The following is a 25214-nucleotide window of genomic DNA, read 5'->3' as shown; positions in this document are numbered from 1 at the left end:
TTAGGATCACCATGTCATATTTGTCTTTATCTAACACTAGTTTTATTGCGATTGCCATTAGTTTTGCGGTTATTTGCATAACTATTTTTTGTTTACGAGTTGTCACTCAAATCAAAGCAAAACAAGCGCTTAAAGATGAGCTAGCACAACACGACAACTTTGCCATGGGTATTAGTTTTGCATCTGAAATATCAGTTGTTATAGCCACTATGGCTTTCTTATTTGACGAAATAAGCATAAGTACCGCACAGTCAAACCCGTTAAAAGTGTTAATTATTATTATTCTTTTATTCACTTTTATAAAAGTGGGTCATTTAATTCACAGAAAATGGATACTTCACAGGTTTAACGAAGAAGCTGCCATACTAAAACAAAATGTATGTGCTGCATTGGTAGATTCAGGCATGTTAATCGCTAACTGTATTATCGCACTTGGCTTGTACACGTGGACGCACACCCAAGGATTCAGCAACTTACTTATTGCTTGTGTTAGCTTTTTTACGCTTCAGGGAATGTTTGCACTGGATAGTAAAATACGAGAACACCGTTTTGCAAAAGCAAATCAAGGAGCTTCGCTACAAAGTAACTTTAACCTAGAGAATACATCTATTGGTATAAGGTATGCTGGCAAATCAATCGGTTTAGCATTGGCTGTGTATGCTGGTTTATCTAGCGCAGCATTTCAAAACGGTAAAATGGTAGAAAACATATTTACACTCGTTATGCATTGCGGTGTAATGTGGATACTGCTTTACAGCTTAACGTATGTGATAAAAGTTATCTCTTTACCAAATATTGATACGGCTCTTGAAATAGACCATCAAGATAATATTGGGGTAGCATGTATAGAGTTTGCTGTTTTTTGTGCTATAGGCTATTTACTTATTAGCATGTTTTCTCTTTAGACCTTTTTACTAAAATACAGCCATTAAAAGTCTGCATTTAAGTAATAATGGTAATTACTTAAATGCAACAAGGTCCTAGCTCTATGCCACTTGAAATAACGAATTACTTGTTAATTGACATAGACAACGAATTTAGCCGAGCATTTGCCGAATACTATGTAAATAATAATGGTAAAACAAAAGCGAGTACGCTTATTGCCGCAGGCAGTAATACCCGCCAGTTAGTAAAAATGATGTTTGACGAACTTATTAAAGACTATAGTTATTGCGACCTTGAAAACGAAATAAGCGTTTCTGAATTAATTAACTATCTAAAAGAGCATCACGATTTACACGGAGTCCTTTTTAATAGTACCGATTACTTACTAGCAAGCGATAAACAACGCTTTATTTATAACTCGTTACATGAAAAGCGCTTTTTAATAAGCTTTGATGATACAGGCTATACACTAAGCCTAGTTACTGACGAGACGTTAACAGAACCTTCGCAAAATCACCACGATATAGCGCACACACCACAAGATTTAATAGACCTTGCAGAGCAACTTAATAAAAATAAATAATTGCGCACAGCTCCCAGCTTACTTACCATAGCAGTATATATTTTTACGCTAAGTAATAAGTGACGCCCTATGCGAGTTCCTCATATTTATCAAACATCGAGTATTGCCCTAAACACCCCTGTAACTTTAGATGACGATGCTGCAGGGCATATTGGCAGAGTGCTGCGCATGAAAGTAGGCGAGCATGTATCTATTTTTAATGGCGAAGGCGGCGAATACCTTAGTGAAATAATTGAGGTAACAAAAAAAACAGTCGTCGTAATGCCATTAGAGCTTAATCCTCATGATGTAGAATCCCCGCTTAAAATTCATTTAGGCCAGTGTGTATCCCGTGGTGATAAAATGGATTTTACAATTCAAAAGTCAGTTGAACTGGGCATTACCGAAATCACCCCTATTTTTAGTCAGCGCTGTGGCGTGAAACTAATGGGCGATCGTCTTGAGAAAAAACACCAACAATGGCAAAAAATTGCAATAGCAGCGGCAGAGCAATCTGGGCGTAATTTTGTGCCAATTATTCATCCTCCTGTAGATTTAAAACAATGGCTTGCACAACAAACCAATGCAATTAAGCTCACTCTTCATCCTCGTGCTGAGCACAGCATTAAAACCATTACGGTACCTAAAGATGGCGTACGCTTTTTAGTCGGCCCAGAAGGTGGCTTTACCGACGATGAAATGGCACTAACTAAACAACTAGAATTTGTGGATATTCGCTTAGGCCCGCGCGTTTTACGAACGGAAACAGCCGCTTTAACGGTCTTAAGTGCATTACAACTTCAATTTGGCGATTTAGCTAATTGAAATAACTAAAAGCACCCTCATATAAACAGTAACATTTATAGTAAGGCACAGCGCATGGCAATTAAGTTAGGTATTATTTCAGATCCTATTAGTGGATTTAACATCAAAAAAGACACCGGTTTTGCAATGATGATGCAAGCGCAAGAACGCGGCTACGAAATTTATTATATGGAGATGGATGATTTATCTCTTCGTAAAGGTAAGTCGTACGCTACAGCGTCTAAAGCGCAAGTGTTTAATAATGCAGAAAAATGGTACGAGCTTGAAGAAAAAGCCACTATAGCCCTTGCCGACCTTGATGTTATTTTAATGCGAAAAGATCCTCCTTTTGATACCGAATACATTTACGCGACGTATATTTTAGAGCGTGCAGAACAAGAAGGTACGTTAATAATTAACAAGCCACAAAGCCTTCGCGATGCTAACGAAAAGCTATTTACAGCATGGTTTAGCGAACATACGCCAGACACACTTGTTACACGTAGCCAAAAACAAATTCGTGAGTTTTTAGCGCAGCATAAAGACATTATTTTAAAACCCCTTGATGGCATGGGTGGCGCATCTATTTTCCGCCTTAGAGAAGACGATGCCAACATTGGTGTAATTTGTGAAACGCTAACAGAGCACGGCAGCCGCTTTGCTATGGTGCAAAATTACATCCCAGAGATCAAACAAGGCGACAAGCGCGTATTGGTTATTGATGGTGAGGTTATTCCGTATTGTTTAGCGCGAATTCCACAAAATGGTGAAACACGCGGTAATTTAGCTGTTGGCGGTCGAGGCGAAGCGCGTCCACTTAGCGAGTCAGATTTAAAAATAGCGCAAGCGGTTGCACCAACGCTTAAAGAAAAAGGCTTAATATTTGTAGGTTTAGATATTATTGGCGATAAATTAACTGAAATTAACGTAACTGCACCAACGTGCGTACGCGAAATTGAAGCTGCTTATGATATTTCTATTACAGGTATTTTGTTTGATGCCATTGAAAGAAAGCTAGATAAATAAGTATCTACCTATCGTTATTAAAAGCACTTTCGTGTCATAAATTTTAATATAGTTGTTAACTATTAATTTTTAAACTGTATGAAAGTGCTTTTTTAGTTTTAAAAACAAAGGTATGTGCCATACTCAAAGTTCATTAACTAAAAAGGGTGAAATCTATGCAGTCATTAGAAAATCATTTTTTAATCGCGATGCCGTCGATGCAAGACCCTTTTTTTAAACGTGCTGTTACCTATATTTGTGAGCACAATGAAGATGGGGCTATGGGCTTGGTAATAAACCAACCTATTGATGTTACTGTTGGCGAACTTTTAGATAAAATAGAAATTGATAACGACAAAACTCAAAACGCAGCAAAAGTAAGTGTGTTTGCAGGCGGACCCGTTAAAACTGACCGTGGTTTTGTTTTGCACTCTCCCCAATCAGGTTATTCAGCAAGCCAAAAACTCAGTAGCGATATTATGATCACTACCTCAAAAGACGTTTTAGCAAGCTTAACTACCGCACAAGCACCTGAACAATTTATTATTACATTGGGTTATTCAGGATGGGAGCAAGGACAACTCGAACAAGAGTTACTTGATAACAGTTGGTTGATCATAGAAGCCGATCCGAAGATCATTTTTGACACCCCCGTTGAAAAACGATGGGAAAAAGCAGTTTCAATGTTGGGCTTTGATATTAGCCAACTCAGCCCTGAAGCTGGTCACGCATAATAGTAATTTAACCCTTAGCAAACTTAAACAAGATACACATGACAAAAAAATCGCTTAAGCCGCAAGGCGAACGCACTGTAATGGGCTTTGACTTTGGCACCAAAAGTATTGGTATTGCTATTGGGCAAGAGCTAACAGGCAGCGCGTCTAGCCTTAAAGCTGTAAAAGCACAAGATGGCATTCCTAACTGGGACCATATTGCTGTACAAGTAACCGAATGGCAGCCTGACTTAATGGTTGTTGGCTTACCACTAAATATGGATGGAACGTCACAAGAGGTTACCTTTAAAGCAAAAAAGTTTGCCAACAGATTACATAATCATTATGGCATTCCAGTGCAAACACAAGACGAGCGTTTAACGACTGCGGATGCTAAAGCGCGACTTTTTGAAAGTGGTGGCTATAAAAACTTAGGCAAAGGTAACGTAGATAATATGTCTGCGGTTATTATTTTAGAAAGTTTTTTTGAGTCTAGTTACGGTGAATAAACAGATTATATAAATAACCTGTTATATAAATAAAAAGCGCCAATTGGCGCTTTTTTTATATTAAGTATTTATATTTATTACTTTTTAAATTATTGATCGCTATTTTTATCGTCAAGGCCATCAATAGTAACGCCTTGTAAAAAGCCCGCACCTTGCTGCTCGTTATTGCGCAGTTTAATCATTAAACGTAAATCATTTGGCGAATCAGCATGATGCAGTGCATCAGCGTAATTAATTCGCTGCTGTCTATACAGCTCAAATAATGCTTGGTCAAAGGTTTGCATGCCCATTTCTTTCGATTTAGCCATTGCCTCTTTAATACCACCAATATCACCGTTTTTAATCAGTTCAGCAACCATTGGTGAGTTAAGCAATATTTCAATAGCTGCAACACGGCTTTCACCATCAGCAGTCGGTACTAATTGCTGGGCCACAATTGCACGTAAGTTAAGTGCTAAATCGTACTTAAGCTTATCGTGTTTTTCTTTTGGAACTAAATGCATAATACGGTCAATCGCTTGGTTAGCATTATTAGCATGCAGTGTTGCAACACACAGGTGCCCAGTTTCGGCAAAGCTTAGTGCGTATTCCATAGTTTCTTGAGAGCGAATTTCACCAATCAAAATTACATCGGGAGCTTGGCGTAATGAGCTTTTAAGTGCTGACTCAAAGCTTTCGGTATCAAGCCCTACTTCGCGTTGAGTAATAATACTTTTGCGATGCTCATGAACAAATTCAATCGGATCTTCAATAGTCAGTATATGACCACGTTGATGTCGGTTACGGTAACCAATAAGTGCGGCTAGCGAGGTTGATTTACCCGTGCCAGTACCACCGACGAACAAAACAAGGCCACGCTTAGACATAATTACATCGGTAAGAATAGAAGGAAGACCTAGCTCACTCACATCAGGTATTTGCGTAACAATGCGGCGAATAACCATACCTGCTTTATCGCGTTGCCAAAAAGCAGAAATACGAAAACGCCCTTCGTCGGTGGCAATCGCAAAGTTACATTCTTTCGTTGTATGAAACTCTGCTTTTTGCTTTTCGCTCATTGCAGATTCTACTAACTCAAGCGATTGCTCATCAGTAAGCCTATCGTCACTTAGGGCTGTTAGCTCACCGTTTATTTTTGCGCTTACAGGTAGCTGACTCGATACAAATAAGTCAGAACCTTTTTTCTCAATCATGATGAGTAAAAAGTCGTTTAAAGATAAAGCCATAATAGTTTCTTACCCGCCAAATTGTGTTTTGTCTTGTGCTTTTTCTTTCGCTGCCGCATTTGTAACAATGCCGTGATTAACTAAATTAGTTAAACATTGATCCATTGTTTGCATGCCCACAGACGCACCGGTTTGAATAGACGAGTACATTTGTGCAATTTTGTCTTCACGAATTAAGTTACGAATAGCAGGTACTGCAATCATAATTTCGTGTGCTGCAACTCGCCCGCCACCAATCTTTTTAAGCAGTGTTTGCGAAATAACAGCACGCAAAGATTCAGATAACATTGAACGTACCATTGATTTTTCTTCACCTGGGAATACATCGATAATACGGTCAATGGTTTTTGGTGCAGATGTTGTATGCAACGTGCCAAACACTAAGTGACCCGTTTCAGCAGCGGTCATTGCAAGACGAATTGTTTCTAAATCACGTAACTCACCGACCAATATTACATCTGGATCTTCACGCAATGCACTACGTAGCGCGTTTGAAAAGCTATGAGTATCGCGATGTACCTCACGTTGATTAATAAGGCTTAATTTATTATCGTGAACAAACTCGATTGGATCTTCTATTGTTAGAATATGGTGATGTTTATTTTGATTTATATAATCGACCATAGCGGCAAGTGTTGTCGATTTACCAGAGCCCGTTGGGCCCGTCACTAACACGAGTCCACGTGGGGTATCGGAGATTGTTTTAAAAATATCTGGCGCACCTAAATCATCAAGCGTTAACACTTCACTTGGTATGGTACGAAATACCGCAGCAGGCCCGCGATTAGAGTTAAACGCATTCACACGAAAACGTGCTAAATTAGGCACTTCAAACGAAAAATCCACTTCGAGATTTTGTTCATAGTCCTTGCGTTGATTATCGTTCATAATATCGTAAACCAGACTGTTTACGTCTTTGTCTGCAAGGGCTGGTATATTAATGCGGCGAACATCACCGTCTACGCGTATCATAGGTGAAACACCCGACGATAAATGTAAATCGGATGCTTTGTGTTGCACACTAAACGCTAATAATTCGGTAATATCCATTTATGACTCCACAACTAACTGATAAATATATGGTTACAATAGCAGAACGACTCACATCCGCCTACGCTAGAATTGCAGACGCGGCAAAAATTGCACAACGAAACACTAACGAAGTCACTCTACTGGCAGTGTCTAAAACTAAACCAAGCGAAGATGTTATTGCAGCTTATGAGCATGGTCAGCGCGAATTTGGTGAATCTTATGTTCAAGAGGCTATAGATAAAATAGCTCAACTACAGTCATATAGCGACATCATTTGGCATTTCATTGGCCCTATTCAATCTAATAAAAGTGCTTTAGTGGCTGCCAACTTTGATTGGGTGCAAAGTGTTGATCGCATAAAAATAGCGAAACGATTAGATTCCCAGCGCCCAGACGATAAACAGCCTCTTAATATACTTATTCAAGTAAATATAAGTAATGAAGAAGCGAAGTCGGGTTGCCACCGCGATGAAATAGATGAACTTGCCGATTTTATTAACCAATGTGAGCACTTAACACTTCGAGGTTTAATGGCGATTCCCGCTAAAAGCAACGATCTGGATACGCAAATTCAATCTTTTGAGCAATTACAAACTTGCTTTGATAAACTAAAGACCCAATATCCTCAAGTAGATACTTTGTCGATGGGTATGAGTAACGATGTTGAAGCTGCCATTAGTGCAGGCTCAACCATGGTAAGGATCGGCACAGACATTTTTGGAACACGAACTTAAAAGGTGATAACAGATTTATGTCAGATAAAAAAATCGCATTTATAGGCACAGGTAATATGAGCTACGCCATTATTGGTGGCATGGTAAAAAACGGTTTTAACGCAAGTAACATTATTGCGACTAACCGCAACCAAGAAAAGCTTGAAAAGGTAGCCTTTGATTTCAAGGTGCAAACCACCAGTGACAATAACGAAGCCCTGCGCGATGCTGATGTAATTGTTTTGTCTGTTAAACCACAAATGATGGGCGATTTATGTAAATCGTTTCAAGAGTCGGGCGTAGATTTTAGCGATAAACTGTTTATTTCTGTTGCTGCTGGCTTAACTGTAAAACGTTTACGTGAAATGCTAGGTCAAGACGTTAAAATGGTACGTTGTATGCCAAATACACCGTCTTTATTAGGCCGTGGTGTATCAGGTTTATATGGCGCGGGCGAAACACAAAGCGAACACGAGTTTGTACAACAAGTTTTTGAATGCACGGGCATTGTTGTATGGGTCGAAAAAGAATCACAAATTAACGATATTATTGCTGTGACTGGCTCATCGCCGGCTTACTTTTTCTTATTTATGGAAGCCATAGAAGAAAAAGCTAAAGCGCTGGGCTTTAATGATGAAGACGCTCGTCGTTTAGTACAGCAAACAGCCCTTGGCGCCGCCGAAATGGCACTTAGCCAGCCTGATATTACTATTTCGCAACTACGTTCAAACGTAACATCTAAAGGCGGTACTACTCACGCAGCTGTTGAGCACTTAAAAGATGAAGGCTTAACTAAAACCGTTGGCGATGCAATGGATGCGTGTATTGCGCGTGCAGAGCAAATGGAAAAAGAACTTTAAAACCACTTTTTTATTGAAGGTTACACTATGAATGCCATGCAATTTTTAATCAGTACCCTGTTTGATTTGTTTTTAATGGTGGTATTACTGCGCTTTTGGCTGCAGTGGGCAAAAGCCGACTTTTATAATCCAATGAGCCAGTTTGTGGTTAAAGCCACTTCGTTTGCGGTAAAACCACTGCGTAAAATCATTCCGGGATTTGGCGGACTTGATTTAGCATCTCTGTTGCTGGCATTTATAGTGGCTGTAGCCAAAATTAGTACTTTAATGCTTGTTATATATAATGCGTGGGCAATACAGCCTGTAATTATACAAGCACTTATAACGGTACTAAAAGAAGGCCTTAACTTAGTTTTTTGGGTACTTATTATTCGCGCTATTTTAAGCTGGGTTAGCCAAGGTTATAACCCTATAGAAGCGGTTTTCCATCAGCTTACTGAACCAATGCTAAAACCAATTCGTAAAATATTGCCATCAATGGGTGGCTTAGATTTATCAGTTTTAGTACTTATTATTGGTATTCAGTTTTTGCAAATGCTGCTTATGGATTTTTTAGTCTAATATGGATTTTTTAATTAGAGGCCCAAAGGCCTCTTTTTTATATGTTTTGAGGAATACATAATGAACCGTTTAATTAAGTTTTGTTTTATTGCTTGTTTAGCATTTGTATTTAACGCGCAAAGCGAAGAAATGCAAGGCGCACAATATAAAGAGCTTGGCCCTTGGCAAGTGCATTACATCGCCTTTCCTTCTACTTTTATTCAGCCAAAAATAGCAAAAGCGTATGGCCTTGAGCGAAGCGGATACAAAGGCATTGTGAATATTTCTATTTTAAAAAATGATGCCGAAAACACAGCCCAAACAGCAAAGCTGACTGGCACAGCTAAAAACCTACTTGGCAACAAACAAACGCTTACTTTTAAAGAAGTAAAAGAAGGTGATTCAATTTATTACCTTGCCCAAGTTGATTATACCAACGAAGAGATTTTACGCTTTGAGATTGAAATACAACAAAGTAATCAATTTCAAAAATTACAGTTTCAGCAAAAATTTTACGTAGATTAATAACATGACCAAAACTTTAGTACTTGCTACAGGTAACCCTGGCAAAGTAAATGAGCTAGCTAACATGCTAAGCCCTCTGAATATTAATGTAGTTCCACAGAGCGATTTTAACGTAGGTGAAGTTGCCGAAACCGGCACTACCTTTGTTGAAAATGCCATTATTAAAGCGCGTCATGCCGCTAAAATTACTGGCATGCCTGCTATTGCCGATGACTCAGGTTTAGAAGTTGATGGCCTAAATGGCGCACCCGGTGTTTACTCTGCCCGTTTTGCAGGCCCAGGTGCCAGCGATCAAGATAACATTGATAAGTTACTCGTAGACTTGGGTAATAACCCTATCCGTAGTGCTCGTTTTTGGTGTGTACTGGTATTAATGCGCCACGCAGATGACCCTACCCCCCTTATTTGCAGTGCAAGCTGGGAAGGCGAAATTACGCTCACTCAAAATGGCAACGGTGGCTTTGGTTACGACCCTGTATTTTTTGTACCAGAGAAAAATTGTACCAGTGCTGAGCTTACAAAAGAGCAAAAAAATGCAGTGAGTCATCGCGGCCAAGCACTACAAAAACTATTGCTAGAGCTACAGCAAAAAGGCGGCCTGTGAACCTTCCACCACTGAGCTTATATGTGCACGTACCTTGGTGCGTGCAAAAATGCCCGTACTGCGATTTTAATAGCCACGGGCAAAAAGGTGAAATACCTGAAGCTGAATATGTTCAGCATTTAATTGATGATTTAAAAGCAGATTTGCACTTAGTGCAAGGACGTAAAATTCACAGTATCTTTATTGGTGGCGGTACTCCGAGCTTATTAACTGGTGCGGCTTATACTCGTTTATTAAATGAAGTCGACAACCTAATTGGTCTTGAAGAACACTGCGAAATTACCCTTGAAGCCAACCCAGGCACAGTAGAAACAGGTCGCTTTAAAGATTACGTAAAAGCAGGCATTAACCGTATTTCTATCGGTGTGCAAAGCATGCAAAACGACAAGCTAAAAGCACTGGGGCGGATTCATGGCAGTGACGAGGCTAATTATGCTGCGCAGCAAGCTAAAGAAGCCGGTTTAAATAGCTTTAACCTTGATTTAATGCACGGCTTACCAGGGCAAACACTTGACGATGCACTGAGCGATTTAAAGCAAATAATAGCGCTCGATCCTCCTCATATATCGTGGTATCAACTAACTATTGAACCCAATACTCAATTTGCTTCAAAACCACCTACCTTGCCACAAGATGAAACACTGTGGGACATACAAGAACAAGGGGTCGAGTTACTCGCGCAAGCAGGTTACATACAATACGAAATATCAGGCTATGCAAAACCGGGCTATCAGTGCCAACATAACTTGAATTATTGGCGTTTTGGCGATTATCTCGGTATTGGCTGCGGCGCGCATGGTAAGGTTACTGATGCAAATACAGGGCTTATTACGCGTACTGAAAAGGTTAAACACCCACGCGGCTATATGGATTTAATCAAACCGTATATGTACAAAAGCTGGCATGTAGAGCAAGACGATTTAGCGTTTGAATTTTTTATGAATCGCTTTCGCCTTGTTGAGCCTTGCCCAATTAATGATTTTAATAAACTAACAACACTGCCACTGCAAAGTCAGCAAAGCGCATTAAACCAAGCAATTAATAAAGGTTTATTGACTCAAACAGACAGCCATTGGCAGGTAAGCTTAAAAGGTCATCGCTTTTTAAATGACCTGCTAGAATTATTTGTGTAGCGCCCAGCGCTACACAAAAAATAAATATAAAACACCCTAATGGGTTTCTAACAACAAAAGGGAAAACAATGCGTAAACTTACTTTTATTGCGGCCGCAGTAAGCGTTGCACTACTTGCTGGTTGCCAGCAAACAACACAACAAGCGACTTCAGCTCCTATTGCACAAGCAGTTCAATCACAACAAAGTGAAATAGACAAAGCCAATGCATTTTTTGAAGATACATTTAACCGCGACGTAATGAGCAGTCCTGTATATCAAACATACATGGGTATTAAGCAAGATTACGATAAGTGGGATGATGGCAGCGAAGAAAGACAGCTTAAAGATTTAGCGCAAACAAAAGCTGACCTAGTTGCACTAAAAGCAATCAGCCGTGATTTATTAGATGATGCAACAAAAGTTAGCTACGACTTAAAAAAACAAGATCTTGAAAGCTCAATTGCTGACTTTAAATGGCGTTACCATAACTACCCTGTGAACCAAATGTTTGGTACGCATTCTATGATCCCTGCGTTTTTAATTAATCAGCACTCAATTAGCAATGTAAAAGAAGCTAAAGACTACATTTCACGTTTAAATGGTGTAACTGGTGTTATTGATCAGCTTATCGTTGATTTAACTGTACGTGCAGAAAAAGGCATCATAGCCCCTAAATTTGTATTCCCGCATGTTATTGATTCAAGCAAAAACATTATTCACGGTGCACCGTTTGAAAAAGGCGATGATTCTACATTGCTTGCTGACTTTAAACGTAAAGTAACAGCGCTTGAAATTAGCCAAGACGAAAAAGACTCGTTAATCAGCGATGCATCAGATGCATTAAAATCAGCTGTTAAACCATCTTACTCTAAGTTAATTAATTACCTTGCACAGCTTGAAAAACGCGCAGATGATCGCGATGGCGCATGGAAATTACCTGATGGCGAAGCATTTTATAACAACGCACTTAAGCGCACAACTACAACAGATTTAACTGCTAAAGAAATCCATGCAATTGGCCTATCTGAAGTGGCACGTATTCATGATGAAATGCGTGAAATTAAAGACAAAGTTGGCTTTAAAGGCGACTTAAAAGCGTTTATGCAGTTTATGAAAACTGACAAGCAATTTTACTACCCTAATGATGCACAAGGTAAACAACGCTACCTTGATGAAGCCACTGGGCTTATTGATACAATGAAAACGCGTTTAGATGAGTTATTCATTGTTAAACCAAAAGCAGGTTTAAAAGTAAAAGCGGTTGAAGCATTCCGTGAAAAAGCAGCAGGTAAAGCATTTTACCAACAGCCAGCTCCAGATGGGTCACGCCCAGGTGTTTACTACGCTAACCTTTACGATATGGAAGCAATGCCAACGTATCAAATGGAAGCGCTGGCATACCACGAAGGTATTCCGGGACACCACATGCAAATAGCTATTTCGCAAGAACTAGAAGGTATTCCTAAGTTCCGTAAGTTTGGTGGCTACACAGCGTATATTGAAGGCTGGGGTTTATACTCAGAGTTCATTCCTAAAGAAATGGGCATGTACTCAGACCCTTACTCAGATTTTGGTCGTCTTTCAATGGAATTATGGCGCGCATGTCGCTTAGTTGTTGATACGGGGATTCACGCAATGAAGTGGACTCGCCAAGAAGGTATTGATTACTACGTAAATAACACGCCTAATGCAACATCTGACGGTGTTAAAATGGTTGAGCGTCACATTGTAATGCCTTCACAAGCAACAGCTTATAAAGTGGGTATGCTTAAGATTTTAGAGCTTCGTGAAGAAGCTAAAAAGCAACTTGGTGATAAATTTGATATTCGCCAGTTCCACGACGTAGTGCTTAAAAATGGTCCTGTACCACTTAATGTACTAGAAAACTTTGTTAATGAATGGGTAGCAAGCAAAAAGGCTTAAAACCAATTTAAACAATTGCTTTAAATATGAAAAGGTCGCATTTGCGACCTTTTTTGTTTTATAGTAGTAAAAAAGATTTTGGAAATAATAATGGATTTAAGCATACAACTACTTAATGCGCGTATTTCAAAGCAGCAGTTAAATGAGCTCGATAACGACTTTAGGCAGTTAAGCCCTGCCCAGCAAACTTTGCAGCTTAACCATTTATATGACAGCGCCCAACGGTTGAGTGTTAAGTATGACTTTATGCAAAACATAGCAATCCGTATATTAAGTACTAATACAGCACCTTCTCTATTTATTAACCAACTCACTAATATTGACGCATTGAGCTTTTTCACCCCAGCGCTGAGAGTAAATAAAGGCTTTTTAGTACAAGATACTCAAGGAAATAATGTACTGCACAATGTGTTTAAGCATGCCGATGCTACAAAGCTGCCATTTAACTATGTACGCTCTTTAATGTTGTTTGAATCAAATGATGACTTAGTTAAAGCGTTGGCGCAGCCCAACTCTCACGGATTAACACCAGTTGCCTGCTACATTGCCTATGCAAATAAATCGAGCACACCGGTAAAGCATGAATTCTCAGCTTTGTTAGCATTAATGGAAATAGAGCAAAAACAAAATCCTAACGCAAAACAGCAGCTTGCCAACGTACTAAAAGGGCAAAAAGTTAACGAGACCACAATTTTACTGAGCGCCGCTTACTTGCAACGCTCAACGGCGCAAGTTGCTCACTTAATCAAGGCGCTTTAATTCACTCACAACTTCTGTACGCACAATGTCTATGGCATGTGTAATAGATTGCGCAGCACTTTCGTGATCAACCATATTTGGCCAATTTGTTTGCCAGACCTTTTGTAAGTCTTTTGTTTTTAAATGTACTTTATCAACGGCTAAGTAGCTTAAGTCATGAATTAAGTTAACTTTAACCCAGCCTTTTCTAGGGCTGCCATCTATTTTGTTATTATCGTAATGTGCGGCAAATACAATAAGCTCAAGCTCGGCTAGTTCTTGTAATATTTGAAAGCTAGCAATGCGTGTATTGTTGTTCTCTTCACTTGCCTCCATTCGCCATGCATTATAACTAAAGCCAATAAACGCAAACACCACGCTCGCTATAGCAGTAAAAAAATACGAACGGGGCGCCAGTACAAACTGACCATATTTAGACTCTGACATATTATTTCCTAGGGCCTGTTTATCTTTCGAGGTTAAATTTACAGCAGTATGTTTGGTATTTAGTCAAGGCAGAGCCTATGCAGTGTGGTTATTCCCCATTAATAGGCGATAACGTGGAATAAATGCCAAACATGCGCTGCCCGAAGGGTTCTGCCTAGGGGCAATTTACTCTTTGTTGCCTACATGGATGTAGGTAAGGGGCGTGAGCAGGACGCGGAAGCTTTGCTCGGTTTTTACTTAGCCCGCTAGGTTACAAACCTCACGCCGCGATTAAATCGGCCCCTAGATTGAACAAATTTTAATCCTGAAAGGTCAACAGGCCCTAGTCATTTAAATAATATTCAACACTGGTTACCACTCTTATATTTTTTATTTGCGGTGTGTTTGAATCTCGATTACTGATACTAAATTGCCCTTGGCGAGCTGTTTTTATTTTGCCTAATTTTGAATTAGAGTCTTTAGCAAATTTATTAGCGACTTCACGCGCTTTTTCAGTTGCTTCTTGCACCATCGCAGGCTTTACATCATTGAGGCCAGTAAAAATGTATTCAACTTTTGTTTCGTAGCTGTCCTGCACTATTGCGATATCTTGTTTAGCAAGCTGGCTTACTTTACTCAGCGCGTTTTTTACTTTATCTGGCGCATCAGAATAAACAATAATATTTGAGCGCACTATATATCTAAATTGCTGATTTTCATTACTGTATTCACGTGCTTGCTTATCAATAACTGACTGGCTGCCTATTGTTATTTCATCGTCGTCAAAACCATGCAGTTTTAAAAAAGCAGTTACCGCATCATTTTTTTTCTCAACTCGGCTTACTAATTTTTCAAGATTATTGTCGGCATCACTAAATTGCAGAGGCCAAATTACCGTATCGGCTATAACTTCTCGCTCGGCCAATCCCTTAACCTGCACAGTACGTTCCATCTCTTTTACACTGAGAGCTGTGCTCTTTAAAATAAATCCTAAGCTAATTAAGCCTATACTTAAACAAATAGCCGCTATAACAATGTAAAAACCGGGGGTTTTATTCACAATAATCTCCTTGATTGATATCAATAATAAGCATCTAGACGCTCGAAATAACACAGTAAACAGGGTACATTGAGACTATAAATAACGCAAAATTTAATCAGCCTAGGAAAAACCATGAGCCTTAAGCGCATTACCCAGTTTTTTAACCCAAGCTCAGTGGCCGTTATTGGTGCCTCTAATATATCAACTCGTGCTGGTTTTGTGGTTATGCGCAACTTACTTCAAGGCGGTTTTAAAGGGCCGATAATGCCCGTTACTCCAAGCCATAGCGCAGTACATGGCGTACTTGCTTACCCCTCTATTGCTGACTTACCAAAAGTACCCGACCTAGCTGTTATTTGTACTAACAAAAATACCTTAATTGATATTATTGAGCAGCTTGGAGAGCTTGGCTGTAAAACCGCTATTGTTATTGCCGATGGGCTGTCTGGGGAGCAAAAAAGTGCGCTTAAAGCCTGCGCTCAAGCCAAGCAGGTTACTTTGCTTGGGCCGAATTGTTTAGGCTTACTAATTCCTCATATTGGTTTAAATGCGAGCTTTTCACATACCGTAGCAAGCCCAGGTAAAATTGCATTTGTATCGCAATCAGCAGCAGTATGTTCAACCATTTTAGATTGGGCTAAAAACAAAGAAATTGGCTTTTCATATTTTATATCAGTAGGTGATTGCCTTGATATAAACTTTAATGAACTACTCGACTTTTTAGGTCGCGATGCTAAAACCAAAGCTATTTTACTCTACATTGATAACATTGAAGATATTCGTGGCTTTATATCAGCAGCAAGAGCTGCGGCCTTTAGTAAACCTGTAATTGCAATTAAAACAGGTAAAACAAGTGCAGGCGCACTTGCAGCCGAAATTCACACCGGCGGAAAGCAAAGCTCTGATGCTGTTTACGATGCGTTATTTCAACGAGCGGGTATGCTGCGCGTAAATGATTTACGAGAGCTATTTGCAGCAACACAAACACTCGCCATGCATCCAAAATTATTAAAAGTAGAGCAACTGACAATTTTAACTAATGGTGGCGGCCCCGGTGTTATGGCCGTTGATGAGCTAATTCAAAGCTCCGGTAAATTAGCCGAGTTGAGCGCTGAAACCCGAAATGCGCTAAATAAAGTAATTCCGCAATCAGAAACCACCTCAAACCCTGTGGATATTTTTGGCGACTCAGCACCTGCGCGTTATAAGCAAGCATTAGAAATTTTACTGCACGCAAAAGAAGTTAAAAACTTACTGATTATCCATACTCCCTCAGCGCTTGCGCCCAGCGAAGACTACGCCAACATTATTGTAGAAACTTTGCAAAAATTACCCAAAATGGCACGCCCTTACGTTATAACTAACTTTATGGGTGAAGATGCATCTTACGCCGCCAGAAAAGTGTGTTCTAACAACGCAATACCTACTTATAGAACACCCGAGGGAGCCGTTGGCGCATTTATGCACTTGGTGACGTATCGCCGTAACCAAAAGCATTTAACGCAAACGCCTGAATCGAATACTGATGACGCAAAAATAAATAAAGTGGCTGCTAAAACACTTATTAATGAATTTATAGATGACGGGCAAAGCTACTTACCTACCCATCAGGCAAGCCAAGTATTAAATCATTATGGTATTAAATGCATTCAAACTGAGGTCGCTTACACCCCAACAGAAGCCAAAGAGCAAGCCATAGAGCTTGGTTTCCCCGTAGCGTTAAAGCTCATTAGCCCAAGTATTGCCTCAAAATCTGAAGTAGGTGGTGTAGTGCTTAACTTAAATGATGCTAACGAGGTTGAGCAAACCGCTTTTGCAATGCTCATTCGTATTAAAAACACTTATCCAGATGCTATTATTGAAGGGTTTTCATTGCAAAAAATGGCGCCACGAGCAGGCGCAAATGAGCTGCGAATTGCGATTAAAACAGAGCCCAACTTTGGCCCGGTTATATTATTAGGTGAAGCAGGCACCGGCCTTGAATATGCGCAAGCCGCCGTTGCTCTACCTCCACTGAATATGAACTTAGCAAAGTATTTAATTGCAGCAGCGCACGATAAAGGCGTATTAAAAGAGCGCATATTACCCGAAAAGGTTGATAAGTATCGCTTGTGTGCACTGCTAACGCGTATTTCTCAGCTAGTGATTGATCAGCCTGATATAAGCTCTATGGAACTAAACCCTATCCTTGCCAGCAACGGACAGTTTTTAGTACTCGATGCCACCATGACACTTAACCGCTATCAAACTCAGAGCAATCGTAAGCGTTTATCTATTCGTCCCTACCCTATTGAACTTGTTGAAGTAGTAACACTTAAAAATAATACGCAAGCAACGCTCAGACCGATAAAGCCAGAAGATGAGCAAGCTCATAAAGCATTTGATGAATCGCTTAATAAAGAAGACAGGTACAAACGCTTTTTTGGCGAGCTGCCACAATTTAACCACGATCAACTCGCGAAAATGACGCAAATTGATTACGACCGTGAAATGGCGTTTATTGTTTGCCAACGCTTTGAAGGTACAACTCGCACATTAGGTGTGTCTCGCGTCATTATGGACCCCGATAACTTACATGCTGAGTTTGCCATTGTAGTGCGATCAGACTGCCAAGGCTTGGGACTTGGTCGCATACTAATGAGCGCAGCAATTAGCCACTGCAAACGCCAAGGTGTGGAGTCGGTTGAAGGTATAACACTGCCAGAGAACACCGGCATGATTGAACTTGCCAGAAAGTTGGGTTTTAAAATTAGTCGCGACTTTGAAGAAGGCAGTATTAATATGGTGCTTAAACTTAATAATGAATAATCCGCAAACTTTAAGAAAAAAAATGGCTTGCCTATTTGAAGGCACAGGAGAGTATCACCGTGCTGGGCATATTTTGGATATTATGCTTATTAGCTTAATTATGGCTAACGTTATAGCCATTGTTATTGAGTCTATTCCCAGTGTAGCGCTTAAATATTATGACGAATTTTTAGTTTTAGAAATTGTCTCTGTCGCTATTTTTGCTGTTGAATACTTAGCAAGACTTTGGGCCTGCGTGGATAAAATACAGTATGCTGCTATTGAAGGCTCTAACGCTAAACGTAGATTACATTACTTCTTATCTCCAATGGCGTTAATCGACTTAATCGCGATTCTACCTAGCTTAATGATGTTTTTGTTCCCGCTCGATTTACGTTTTTTACGCGTACTGCGATTATTAAGAGTATTTAAGCTCTCTCGCTATTCACGCGCTATGCAACTACTTTTAAAAGCCTTTAACGATGAAGGTAGTTCATTAATGGCTGCTTTTTTTATTATGGCCGTCGTGCTTATTTTAGCTTCATGCGGAATTTACTTAATTGAGCACGACATACAACCCGATAAATTTGGCTCTATTCCTGCGGCTATGTGGTGGGCAATGGCAACATTAACAACCGTTGGTTATGGCGATGTAGTACCTATAACGCCATTGGGTAAGTTTTTCGGCGGTGTTATAACACTACTTAGCATGGGAATGGTTGCGATACCTACCGGTTTACTGGCGTCTAGTTTTTCAGAACAAATACGTAAACGCCGTCAGTTTTTTGAAGATGCTGTGCATGAACAAATTCAAGATGGCACACTTAACCAAGCCCAACACGAACACTTAGAAGATCTACGCTACAAATTAGGGCTAAGTAAACTTGAGGCCAACAAAGCGATTAAAACCCAACTCAATCAGCACAGTAGTCATATTTACTGTCGCAATTGTGGTAAACGCCCTTAATTTTCTATCGCTATTATTGATTGAAAATATCGCTCCAATCGCGATTAATAAGTGCTAGCACTTCGTTATTTGGTACCGGTTTACTAAATAAATATCCTTGGAAATGCTTGCATCCTCGAGCCTTTAAAAAGGTAAGTTGATGCGAGCTTTCTACACCCTCCGCAACGCACTCTTTTCCTAAACTGTGGGCCAATGCAAGGGTTGACTGAATAATGGCTTCGTCGTCAGAATCAATCCCAATATCTTCTACAAAGCTCCTATCAATTTTTAATACATCAATCGGAAAACGCTTTAAATAAGTAAGTGATGCGTACCCCGTACCAAAGTCATCCATGTAGAGCCTGCAACCTAGCTTTTTAAGTTGCTCCATGCTTTGCAGAGCTTGGTGAGAGTCGCGCATAAGTACAGACTCTGTTATTTCAAAAACAATGGCTTCTGATGATACCTGCGCATGATTTAGCGCATTTCTAATCTCAGGCACTAAATCTTCAAACTCAAAATCGAGGGCCGATAAATTAATAGAAAGATACAAATGAGGTGAGGCTTTACGCCACTCTTTTAGCTCTAGTAAAGCGCGCGCAAAAGTCTGCAGCATAATTTTCGTAATTAAGCCGATACCTTCTGCTGCCACGGAAAATTCTTGAGTTTGCACCAGCTTATTTTCAGGCCAACGTAGCAGAACTTCAAAGCCTTCTGTTTTTTGACTTTTAGCATTGATAATAGGCTGATAGTAATTGCAAAATTCGTCTTCTTGATATGCTCTCGTCAGCTGAGATTCAAGATGTAGTGCTCTTTGAACATGCTGATTCATCTCTTGCTTATAAAACTGGTAGCGCCCTTCTAAAGAGTCTTTTGCATGATATAACGCGATGCTAGCAGCTTTTAAAAGTGCAGGCCCTTGCTGCGCGTCATCTGGCGATATAGCCACGCCAATACTCAAGTTAACATTAACGACTTGGCCATTAATCGCAATATTTTGATTCACGCAATCCATTAACTTAGTGCATATAATAAGTACTTGCTCTATTTGATGAATATCTTCCACCAGTACAACAAACTCATCGCCACCAAATCTCGCTACACTATCCGATGGACGCAGTGAACATCTTAAACGCTCTGCCACTTCTTTAATTAACTCATCGGCCGCTTCATGCCCTAAAGAATCATTAAAGTATTTAAAACGCTTTATGTTTATATGTAATAAGGCCGCTTTGCATTCATGCAATTTTGCTTGCTCAAGGGCGTGCTCTACGCGATCGTTAAATAGCGTACGATTTGGCAGGCCAGTTAGGGCATCGTAGTTAGCTAATAAGTGCAGTTCGTTTTCAGCTGATTTTTGAGCGTTTATATCGGTTAAAATAATAACATAGCTATTAAGGCGCTGTTCGTTATCGGCAACGGCACTTATTTTCACAAGTACATGGCGTGACTCACCATTTGCTAAAACTACACTGTCTTCACACGAAAAGTGCTCCCCAACAGACAGTTTTTGCATTATGCGTAAGTAATCAAAACGATTACTGCGCGATATACCTAAATTTAGTGCTCGACTAGATAACGACTCAGCAGAAAAATTAAAAGCCGTTTGTAGTGATTTATTAGAAGCCCGAATATTTAAATTTTTATCGAGTATAAACACCCAATCACGGGTTTGCTCAAATGCCGCTGTAAATAGTAAAGCGTGTTCTTCAAACACCATCTCACGGGTCATATTTGTGTAGGTACCCGCTACTTTTTGCGGTGTTTTATCGTCCCACTCAACTACTTTTCCAAAGTCCTTATACCAGCGCCAATAACCTTTCGCATGGCGAAGACGGTAAGTACAGTTAAAGTAACCTTTTTCGGTAGATAAAAACTCAAGCCACTCTAAGCGAAATAGCTGTTTGTCTTGCGGGTGAATTTTAGATAAGTACTCGTCAAGGCTTACTGTTTCATTTTCGTAGCCTAGCTCACTTACTAAACGAGGTTGATAAATACTTGGGTTACTTGATTCCCAATCCCAAACACCCGATTCACTGCCTTCAAGCGCGAGTTTTAAACGCGCTTCGCTTTCTTTACTTTCTTTATTTGCCGCTAATAAAATACGTTGAATTTTATTGCGGCGCATAACCCACATGGCAATAAAACCAATAAATAGCATACCGTAAAGCACCATAAAATAAGGTGCGCGCCAAAGCGGATATTTTACTTTTATTTTTAAAATAGCAGGTGAGGTATATTCGCCAGTTAGCGGATCTTTAGCCCATACTTTTAATTGATAATTACCTGGATTCAATTTAGGGAACAATACACGGTTATTATTTCGGGTATAACTTTTTTGCCCGTTATCGAGTTGATACTCATAAATAATGCGTTCTTGATTGCTAAATGCCATGGCCGAAAATGCCACCTCAAGTCCTATATCATCATGGTTTAGCACCACTTCATTAAGCGGCTGTTTTAAATCAAGCGATAAATCTCGCGACATTAAATCAACCCGCGTAATATTTACGTGATCAATAAGCGATTGATAATTTTGGTTCTCCATTGGATGAAAATAGGTAAAGCCTTTTAAGCTACCGTACGCAATACGACCATCTTTAAGCTGTGCCATTGCGTTACTATTAAACTCAGCTGAAAGTAACCCTTCAGATGTAGAAAACTGCTGAAAATGAAGTGTTTCTGGGTTTAATCGCCAAATACCTTTATGGCTACTCATCCAAATCATGCCATCGTCATCTAGCACCATATCGTAAAGTAATGTACCTAGCTTATTTTTTTCTAAATCGATTGTATGAACTAATTGGTAGGTAGTCGCGTCAAGGCCTATCAAGCCAAAATTAGAAAGTGATATCCACAATATATTGTTGTTATCAATTAAATAAGAAAGCACGCTAATGGCTACGTTTTCATGCTGCTTTGGCACTTTGTAAATCATTTTTAGTGCTAAATCACTTGGGTTTACTTGATATAAAATACCCGCATTAAAAAACAGTGGCGAGTCTGGTTTATTACTCAGCGCGGGTAAAAAGCCGTGAGCTAAAAAGGGTTCAAATTGATCAAACTGGCCACCCAAACGCGTTATTACTTGAGAATCTATATTGTATATAAATACCCCATGATCTGAGTGCACAAAGTATAGATCGCCATTTGGCATTAATGTAACACCATGTACCCTACCCGTAATCAACTCTTGATTAGCAGGGTCATGCACTTTAGGTTCGCTAACTTGTTCAGTTACAGGGTCAAAAATAAACAAACCACGGTTTGTATAAAGCCATAAATTATCTTTATAAGGCGTTATTTCGTATACGGTAAACTCAGTGGTGAGTAAGTCGACTTTATAGTCTTTTAAATAAACTTTGCCAATATTTGTTTTTAAATCGACTTCAGTAATACCATTGTGCGTTGCAAGCCAAAGCTTGTCTTTATACTCGGTAATACCCCAAATAGAATGATGCGATAAACCATCGCCTCCGAGTAAAGTGCCATCGACATTATTGAAATGATAGCTGTCGTGAGATAAGTAAAATGCACCATCAGTTTTAGTCGCAACCCACGTACCACCCGATTTATCTTTAGCCATATCAATAATACTGGTATCAGCAAGTGTGTACTTACTTTGGGCTATTCGGGTATTTTTGATCATTTCTCCGGTGTTTAAATCAAATTTAAACAAGCCTTTGTCGGTAGCTAAATCTATTGTTCCGTGTTCGTTTACTATGCTCCAAACATTTAAATCGCTTAGTAATACTTTACTTTTAAAAGGTAAATCTGGGCGTTCAAACATTTTTGATAAGTTACTAATATCAACTTCGTATAAGCCTTGTACCGCCCCTACTAACAACTGTTTATTTTCACCTAATGCGAAAGACTTAACATTATTTTGGTAAATATGTTCAGCTTCACCTTTTAAATGCTGCAGGAGTCTAACTTGCTCTGTGGCAATATCAAATACGTATGCGCCATGGCTTGTACCTATAAATATATAACCATTGTAAGCAAACAGCTTTCTCACAAGGGTATTTTTATATTTAGCAGGCAGCTCAAAAATAGTTGTGATTTTTCCGGTTGCGATATCAAGCTTTGCAAAATCGCGGCCTCGCCCAATCCAAAGTGTTTTTTTATCAACTGCCACCATACTAAAAACAGACTGATTGATAATTTCTTCTTCACTGGTAGGTTTTTCTAGAAATTGCTGATATGAATCTGTTACGGGGTCGTATCTAAATAGGCCTGCAAGTAAAGAGGCTATCCAAATGTGCCCTTGAGGGTCTTGGTAAATACGATCAATGATCGCTTCTTCTAATTCACCATTAGGGCCGTTTATTGGAATAACTTGATAGCCATCATAACGATTAAGCCCAGCCTCAGTAGAAAGCCAAAGGTAACCATTAGTGTCGATAAGCATTGTATTAACGTAGCTTTGCGATAAGCCTTCGCTTGGAGATAAACGTTTTACTTGTGCGCCTACTTGGCAACTTAGGATAGTTATTAAAACTACAAAGCAACTAATGATCCCATTAATGCATTTACTCATGCTTATTCCATATTATTATTTATTATTATGGGTACTCTAGAGCGACTATATTTCGATGTTTGTAAGTATCAAAAAGTACTTGTAAAGCAAGAGTATATGTTAACACCTGGTTAAAACCAATAGCACAATATAAATCAACTACGTTTTTATATGCGAAGGTATTAATCATCTTATCTTGCGACTTTAAGAGTGTTGATAATAGCTGTTTAGCAACACCTTTACCGCGATGTTCCAGCGCAACAAACACGGTAGATAAAAATAAAAACTCTGTTTTATCTTGCAGCCTACATGCTGCAACTATTTCATTATTATAGTAAGTAACCCATACCTTATCTTGTTTATTAGCCCGTCCTCTTACATTATGTTTTTTATAAAATTTATTAACGAGTGGAACTTTTAGCCCATCCAGCAATTCAACTATATACATTTTTATATCAACACTTAGCTAAGCATTAGCGCTAAATATTGCTCAAATTTTTGCTTCAAAACCATTTGTTCAGCCATTGGACGGCTATGGATTGTATTATAAACTTGCTCTCTCGTTTTTTTATTTCGCTTAATTTGATACGCCCAAAAAGACGCTTCATAATCTAACTGAATTTGGTATTTTTCTTCACGTGGCAATAGGCATAAATTAAAACTCACAATACTTCCTCATTCGCTTTTAAAATTATTTGATTAACCCCGAAACTGGGCAAGAGGTAATCTCCTTGTTATTATACGCGTCTTATTTTATTTATTTCTGTAGTAATTGGAACTGATAATGAATAGACATTTTAGTATCTTGTTATTATTGGTAAATTTATTTTTTAGTGCCTCTTGTTTTAGTCATCAATACAACCTCACTTTTAATCGTCCGCAAAGTACACCACAAGCTGATTATGCCTTAGAGTTATTAAAGTTAGCATACGCAGATATCGGTTTTAAAATACATATAATCGATTTTAGTCACCAAAATGCTTTGCTAGCTGCAAATAATGGCGTACTTGATGGGCAGTTAGGAAGAGATGCAAGCGTTGAAGAAAATTACGAAAACTTGATTAGGGTCGATTATGAGCTCTTTAAGTTTGACTTAGTATTATATAAAAACTGTTTACCTAGCAGTTTAGAACAGCTCGATAGCGTCGCAATTGTTGATGGCTACCCTGTCCAAGAACATTATTTAGCAAGCACACAGTTTGCAGGGAATATTATTAAAGTTAAAAGCATGAATACCCAACTTAATTTGCTTGCTCAGAAAAAAGTACAGGGAGCTTTAATGATTAATTTTATAATGCAAAACAATGAGCTACCTTCACCTCAAGGTTGCTTTGTAAAAGAAGTGCTGAATACTTATCCGCTTTATCATTATTTAAATAAGCGTAATGAAAACTTGGTAGAAAAGCTTAAAATGTCATTAATTAACTTAACTAACAATGGCACTGTGTACGCACTAAGAGCCAAGTATGGATTAAGCTTTTAAAAGTCGAACCCTTGCTGCTGCGCCTGTGTGCTTGGCACTGCATTTTGCTGCTTTTTTTGAAGATAACGTTTGTAGCGCTGCTGGCACAAACTAAGCACCTTCTTTTTTTGGTCGTTCGTTAAGGTATTCCACGAAAAGCGTTCATCCCGACTACGATAACACCCTTTGCAATACCCTCTGTTATTAACTAAGCAAATACTCTTGCAAGGACTTGGAATATCAAATATTTCAATTTGTTGCATGCATAAGTACCGCCCA

At 39.2% G+C, this 25214-nt stretch carries 25 protein-coding genes; 17 read left to right on the top strand and 8 right to left on the bottom strand.

What is annotated here, in order from left to right:
- Window positions 1-11 precede the first annotated feature (11 nt).
- The 6 genes from I6F50_RS08020 to ruvX all read left to right on the top strand — a co-directional run bounded on the left by I6F50_RS08020 (window position 12) and on the right by ruvX (window position 4478).
- A complete protein-coding gene (locus I6F50_RS08020; RefSeq protein WP_007585393.1) occupies window positions 12-905 on the top strand; it encodes a hypothetical protein in 894 nt (297 codons plus the stop codon).
- 62 nt (window positions 906-967) lie between these two features.
- The gene (locus tag I6F50_RS08015; protein ID WP_165739977.1) at window positions 968-1468 is read left to right on the top strand and encodes a hypothetical protein; all 501 of its coding nucleotides are present in this window, start codon (window positions 968-970) and stop codon (window positions 1466-1468) included.
- Between the two features lie 69 nt (window positions 1469-1537).
- Window positions 1538-2272, top strand: coding sequence for a 16S rRNA (uracil(1498)-N(3))-methyltransferase (rsmE, locus tag I6F50_RS08010; RefSeq protein WP_007585397.1), 735 nt, complete (start codon window positions 1538-1540; stop codon window positions 2270-2272).
- 54 nt (window positions 2273-2326) lie between these two features.
- Window positions 2327-3277, top strand: a complete 951-nt coding sequence (gene gshB, locus I6F50_RS08005; RefSeq protein ID WP_165727191.1) for a glutathione synthase — start codon at window positions 2327-2329, stop codon at window positions 3275-3277.
- 155 nt (window positions 3278-3432) lie between these two features.
- Window positions 3433-3990, top strand: a complete 558-nt coding sequence (locus I6F50_RS08000; RefSeq protein WP_007585401.1) for a YqgE/AlgH family protein — start codon at window positions 3433-3435, stop codon at window positions 3988-3990.
- A gap of 38 nt (window positions 3991-4028) precedes the next feature.
- Window positions 4029-4478, top strand: coding sequence for a Holliday junction resolvase RuvX (gene ruvX, locus I6F50_RS07995; RefSeq protein ID WP_008170791.1), 450 nt, complete (start codon window positions 4029-4031; stop codon window positions 4476-4478).
- Between the two features lie 89 nt (window positions 4479-4567).
- Here ruvX and I6F50_RS07990 read toward each other — a convergent pair whose 3' ends face one another.
- Window positions 4568-5704, bottom strand: coding sequence for a PilT/PilU family type 4a pilus ATPase (locus I6F50_RS07990; RefSeq protein ID WP_010553294.1), 1137 nt, complete (start codon window positions 5702-5704; stop codon window positions 4568-4570).
- Between the two features lie 9 nt (window positions 5705-5713).
- Window positions 5714-6754 (bottom strand): type IV pilus twitching motility protein PilT, encoded by a 1041-nt coding sequence (locus I6F50_RS07985; protein ID WP_007585408.1) that lies wholly within the window; start codon window positions 6752-6754, stop codon window positions 5714-5716.
- A 2-nt stretch (window positions 6755-6756) separates the two neighbouring features.
- Here I6F50_RS07985 and I6F50_RS07980 point away from each other — a divergent pair, with 2 nt between their 5' ends.
- From I6F50_RS07980 to I6F50_RS07945, 8 genes are all read left to right on the top strand, one after another.
- A complete protein-coding gene (locus I6F50_RS07980) occupies window positions 6757-7470 on the top strand; it encodes a YggS family pyridoxal phosphate-dependent enzyme (protein WP_007585410.1) in 714 nt (237 codons plus the stop codon).
- A gap of 17 nt (window positions 7471-7487) precedes the next feature.
- A complete protein-coding gene (proC, locus tag I6F50_RS07975; RefSeq protein WP_007585412.1) occupies window positions 7488-8309 on the top strand; it encodes a pyrroline-5-carboxylate reductase in 822 nt (273 codons plus the stop codon).
- Window positions 8310-8336: 27 nt separating this feature from the next.
- Window positions 8337-8870 (top strand): YggT family protein, encoded by a 534-nt coding sequence (locus tag I6F50_RS07970; RefSeq protein WP_007585413.1) that lies wholly within the window; start codon window positions 8337-8339, stop codon window positions 8868-8870.
- 60 nt (window positions 8871-8930) lie between these two features.
- Entirely contained in the window at window positions 8931-9374 is a 444-nt protein-coding gene (locus tag I6F50_RS07965; protein WP_165727190.1) for a DUF4426 domain-containing protein, read from the top strand.
- A gap of 4 nt (window positions 9375-9378) precedes the next feature.
- On the top strand, window positions 9379-9978 hold the full coding sequence (locus I6F50_RS07960) for an XTP/dITP diphosphatase (protein ID WP_007585416.1): 600 nt from the start codon (window positions 9379-9381) through the stop codon (window positions 9976-9978).
- Complete coding sequence (hemW, locus tag I6F50_RS07955; protein WP_024590676.1) at window positions 9975-11111, top strand: radical SAM family heme chaperone HemW; 1137 nt, start codon at window positions 9975-9977, stop codon at window positions 11109-11111. The genes I6F50_RS07960 and hemW overlap by 4 nt, the downstream gene beginning before the upstream one ends.
- Window positions 11112-11179: 68 nt before the next feature.
- Entirely contained in the window at window positions 11180-13015 is a 1836-nt protein-coding gene (locus I6F50_RS07950) for a DUF885 family protein (protein ID WP_165735494.1), read from the top strand.
- Window positions 13016-13105: 90 nt separating this feature from the next.
- Window positions 13106-13774, top strand: coding sequence for a hypothetical protein (locus I6F50_RS07945; RefSeq protein ID WP_165725178.1), 669 nt, complete (start codon window positions 13106-13108; stop codon window positions 13772-13774).
- On the opposite strand, the gene I6F50_RS07940 is transcribed toward I6F50_RS07945, so the two are convergent.
- Both I6F50_RS07940 and I6F50_RS07935 read right to left on the bottom strand, forming a co-directional pair.
- Complete coding sequence (locus I6F50_RS07940) at window positions 13757-14200, bottom strand: hypothetical protein (protein ID WP_197119794.1); 444 nt, start codon at window positions 14198-14200, stop codon at window positions 13757-13759. The two genes, I6F50_RS07945 and I6F50_RS07940, sit on opposite strands and share 18 nt — an antisense overlap.
- Before the next feature lie 322 nt (window positions 14201-14522).
- Window positions 14523-15239 (bottom strand): SIMPL domain-containing protein, encoded by a 717-nt coding sequence (locus I6F50_RS07935; protein ID WP_197159807.1) that lies wholly within the window; start codon window positions 15237-15239, stop codon window positions 14523-14525.
- A gap of 114 nt (window positions 15240-15353) precedes the next feature.
- Between I6F50_RS07935 and I6F50_RS07930 the strand changes: the two genes are divergently transcribed.
- Together I6F50_RS07930 and I6F50_RS07925 are read left to right on the top strand one after the other, a co-directional pair.
- Complete coding sequence (locus I6F50_RS07930) at window positions 15354-18029, top strand: bifunctional acetate--CoA ligase family protein/GNAT family N-acetyltransferase (protein ID WP_197175907.1); 2676 nt, start codon at window positions 15354-15356, stop codon at window positions 18027-18029.
- Window positions 18022-18975: an ion transporter gene (locus I6F50_RS07925; protein ID WP_197175904.1), complete on the top strand. Its 954-nt coding sequence runs from the start codon at window positions 18022-18024 to the stop codon at window positions 18973-18975. Before I6F50_RS07930 ends, I6F50_RS07925 begins: the two co-directional genes overlap by 8 nt.
- Window positions 18976-18988: 13 nt before the next feature.
- Here the strand turns inward: I6F50_RS07925 and I6F50_RS07920 are convergent, their stop codons facing one another.
- From I6F50_RS07920 to I6F50_RS07910, 3 genes are read right to left on the bottom strand one after another with little or no spacing between them, the layout of a single operon-like run.
- A complete protein-coding gene (locus I6F50_RS07920; RefSeq protein WP_197175902.1) occupies window positions 18989-23494 on the bottom strand; it encodes an EAL domain-containing protein in 4506 nt (1501 codons plus the stop codon).
- A gap of 25 nt (window positions 23495-23519) precedes the next feature.
- The gene (locus I6F50_RS07915) at window positions 23520-23921 is read right to left on the bottom strand and encodes a GNAT family N-acetyltransferase (protein ID WP_010553303.1); all 402 of its coding nucleotides are present in this window, start codon (window positions 23919-23921) and stop codon (window positions 23520-23522) included.
- Window positions 23922-23935: 14 nt separating this feature from the next.
- Window positions 23936-24139 (bottom strand): DUF3283 family protein, encoded by a 204-nt coding sequence (locus I6F50_RS07910; protein ID WP_002962585.1) that lies wholly within the window; start codon window positions 24137-24139, stop codon window positions 23936-23938.
- 118 nt (window positions 24140-24257) lie between these two features.
- Between I6F50_RS07910 and I6F50_RS07905 the strand changes: the two genes are divergently transcribed.
- The gene (locus I6F50_RS07905; protein WP_007586939.1) at window positions 24258-24956 is read left to right on the top strand and encodes an ABC transporter substrate-binding protein; all 699 of its coding nucleotides are present in this window, start codon (window positions 24258-24260) and stop codon (window positions 24954-24956) included.
- On the opposite strand, the gene I6F50_RS07900 is transcribed toward I6F50_RS07905, so the two are convergent.
- On the bottom strand, window positions 24953-25198 hold the full coding sequence (locus I6F50_RS07900; protein WP_007586940.1) for a DUF1289 domain-containing protein: 246 nt from the start codon (window positions 25196-25198) through the stop codon (window positions 24953-24955). The two genes, I6F50_RS07905 and I6F50_RS07900, sit on opposite strands and share 4 nt — an antisense overlap.
- Window positions 25199-25214: the final 16 nt, after the last annotated feature.

The organism is Pseudoalteromonas sp. NZS127_1 (assembly GCF_015864295.1).
Lineage (GTDB): Bacteria > Pseudomonadota > Gammaproteobacteria > Enterobacterales > Alteromonadaceae > Pseudoalteromonas > Pseudoalteromonas arctica.
The sequence above is the reverse complement of the archived record's forward strand: the minus strand, read 5'-3'. Positions and strand labels throughout refer to the sequence as shown.

What these genes read in the sequence shown, in the direction of transcription:
- I6F50_RS07940 (WP_197119794.1), bottom strand. Translation starts at nt 14,200, where the DNA reads ATGTCAGAGTCTAAATATGGTCAGTTTGTACTGGCGCCCCGTTCGTAT.
- proC (WP_007585412.1), top strand. Translation starts at nt 7,488, where the DNA reads ATGTCAGATAAAAAAATCGCATTTATAGGCACAGGTAATATGAGCTAC.
- ruvX (WP_008170791.1), top strand. Translation starts at nt 4,029, where the DNA reads ATGACAAAAAAATCGCTTAAGCCGCAAGGCGAACGCACTGTAATGGGC.
- I6F50_RS07970 (WP_007585413.1), top strand. Translation starts at nt 8,337, where the DNA reads ATGAATGCCATGCAATTTTTAATCAGTACCCTGTTTGATTTGTTTTTA.
- gshB (WP_165727191.1), top strand. Translation starts at nt 2,327, where the DNA reads ATGGCAATTAAGTTAGGTATTATTTCAGATCCTATTAGTGGATTTAAC.
- I6F50_RS08015 (WP_165739977.1), top strand. Translation starts at nt 968, where the DNA reads ATGCAACAAGGTCCTAGCTCTATGCCACTTGAAATAACGAATTACTTG.
- I6F50_RS07900 (WP_007586940.1), bottom strand. Translation starts at nt 25,198, where the DNA reads ATGCAACAAATTGAAATATTTGATATTCCAAGTCCTTGCAAGAGTATT.
- I6F50_RS07980 (WP_007585410.1), top strand. Translation starts at nt 6,757, where the DNA reads ATGACTCCACAACTAACTGATAAATATATGGTTACAATAGCAGAACGA.
- I6F50_RS07925 (WP_197175904.1), top strand. Translation starts at nt 18,022, where the DNA reads ATGAATAATCCGCAAACTTTAAGAAAAAAAATGGCTTGCCTATTTGAA.
- I6F50_RS07985 (WP_007585408.1), bottom strand. Translation starts at nt 6,754, where the DNA reads ATGGATATTACCGAATTATTAGCGTTTAGTGTGCAACACAAAGCATCC.
- I6F50_RS07990 (WP_010553294.1), bottom strand. Translation starts at nt 5,704, where the DNA reads ATGGCTTTATCTTTAAACGACTTTTTACTCATCATGATTGAGAAAAAA.
- I6F50_RS07965 (WP_165727190.1), top strand. Translation starts at nt 8,931, where the DNA reads ATGAACCGTTTAATTAAGTTTTGTTTTATTGCTTGTTTAGCATTTGTA.
- I6F50_RS07915 (WP_010553303.1), bottom strand. Translation starts at nt 23,921, where the DNA reads ATGTATATAGTTGAATTGCTGGATGGGCTAAAAGTTCCACTCGTTAAT.
- I6F50_RS08020 (WP_007585393.1), top strand. Translation starts at nt 12, where the DNA reads ATGTCATATTTGTCTTTATCTAACACTAGTTTTATTGCGATTGCCATT.
- I6F50_RS07905 (WP_007586939.1), top strand. Translation starts at nt 24,258, where the DNA reads ATGAATAGACATTTTAGTATCTTGTTATTATTGGTAAATTTATTTTTT.
- I6F50_RS07920 (WP_197175902.1), bottom strand. Translation starts at nt 23,494, where the DNA reads ATGAGTAAATGCATTAATGGGATCATTAGTTGCTTTGTAGTTTTAATA.
- I6F50_RS08000 (WP_007585401.1), top strand. Translation starts at nt 3,433, where the DNA reads ATGCAGTCATTAGAAAATCATTTTTTAATCGCGATGCCGTCGATGCAA.
- I6F50_RS07960 (WP_007585416.1), top strand. Translation starts at nt 9,379, where the DNA reads ATGACCAAAACTTTAGTACTTGCTACAGGTAACCCTGGCAAAGTAAAT.
- I6F50_RS07950 (WP_165735494.1), top strand. Translation starts at nt 11,180, where the DNA reads ATGCGTAAACTTACTTTTATTGCGGCCGCAGTAAGCGTTGCACTACTT.
- I6F50_RS07930 (WP_197175907.1), top strand. Translation starts at nt 15,354, where the DNA reads ATGAGCCTTAAGCGCATTACCCAGTTTTTTAACCCAAGCTCAGTGGCC.
- I6F50_RS07945 (WP_165725178.1), top strand. Translation starts at nt 13,106, where the DNA reads ATGGATTTAAGCATACAACTACTTAATGCGCGTATTTCAAAGCAGCAG.
- rsmE (WP_007585397.1), top strand. Translation starts at nt 1,538, where the DNA reads ATGCGAGTTCCTCATATTTATCAAACATCGAGTATTGCCCTAAACACC.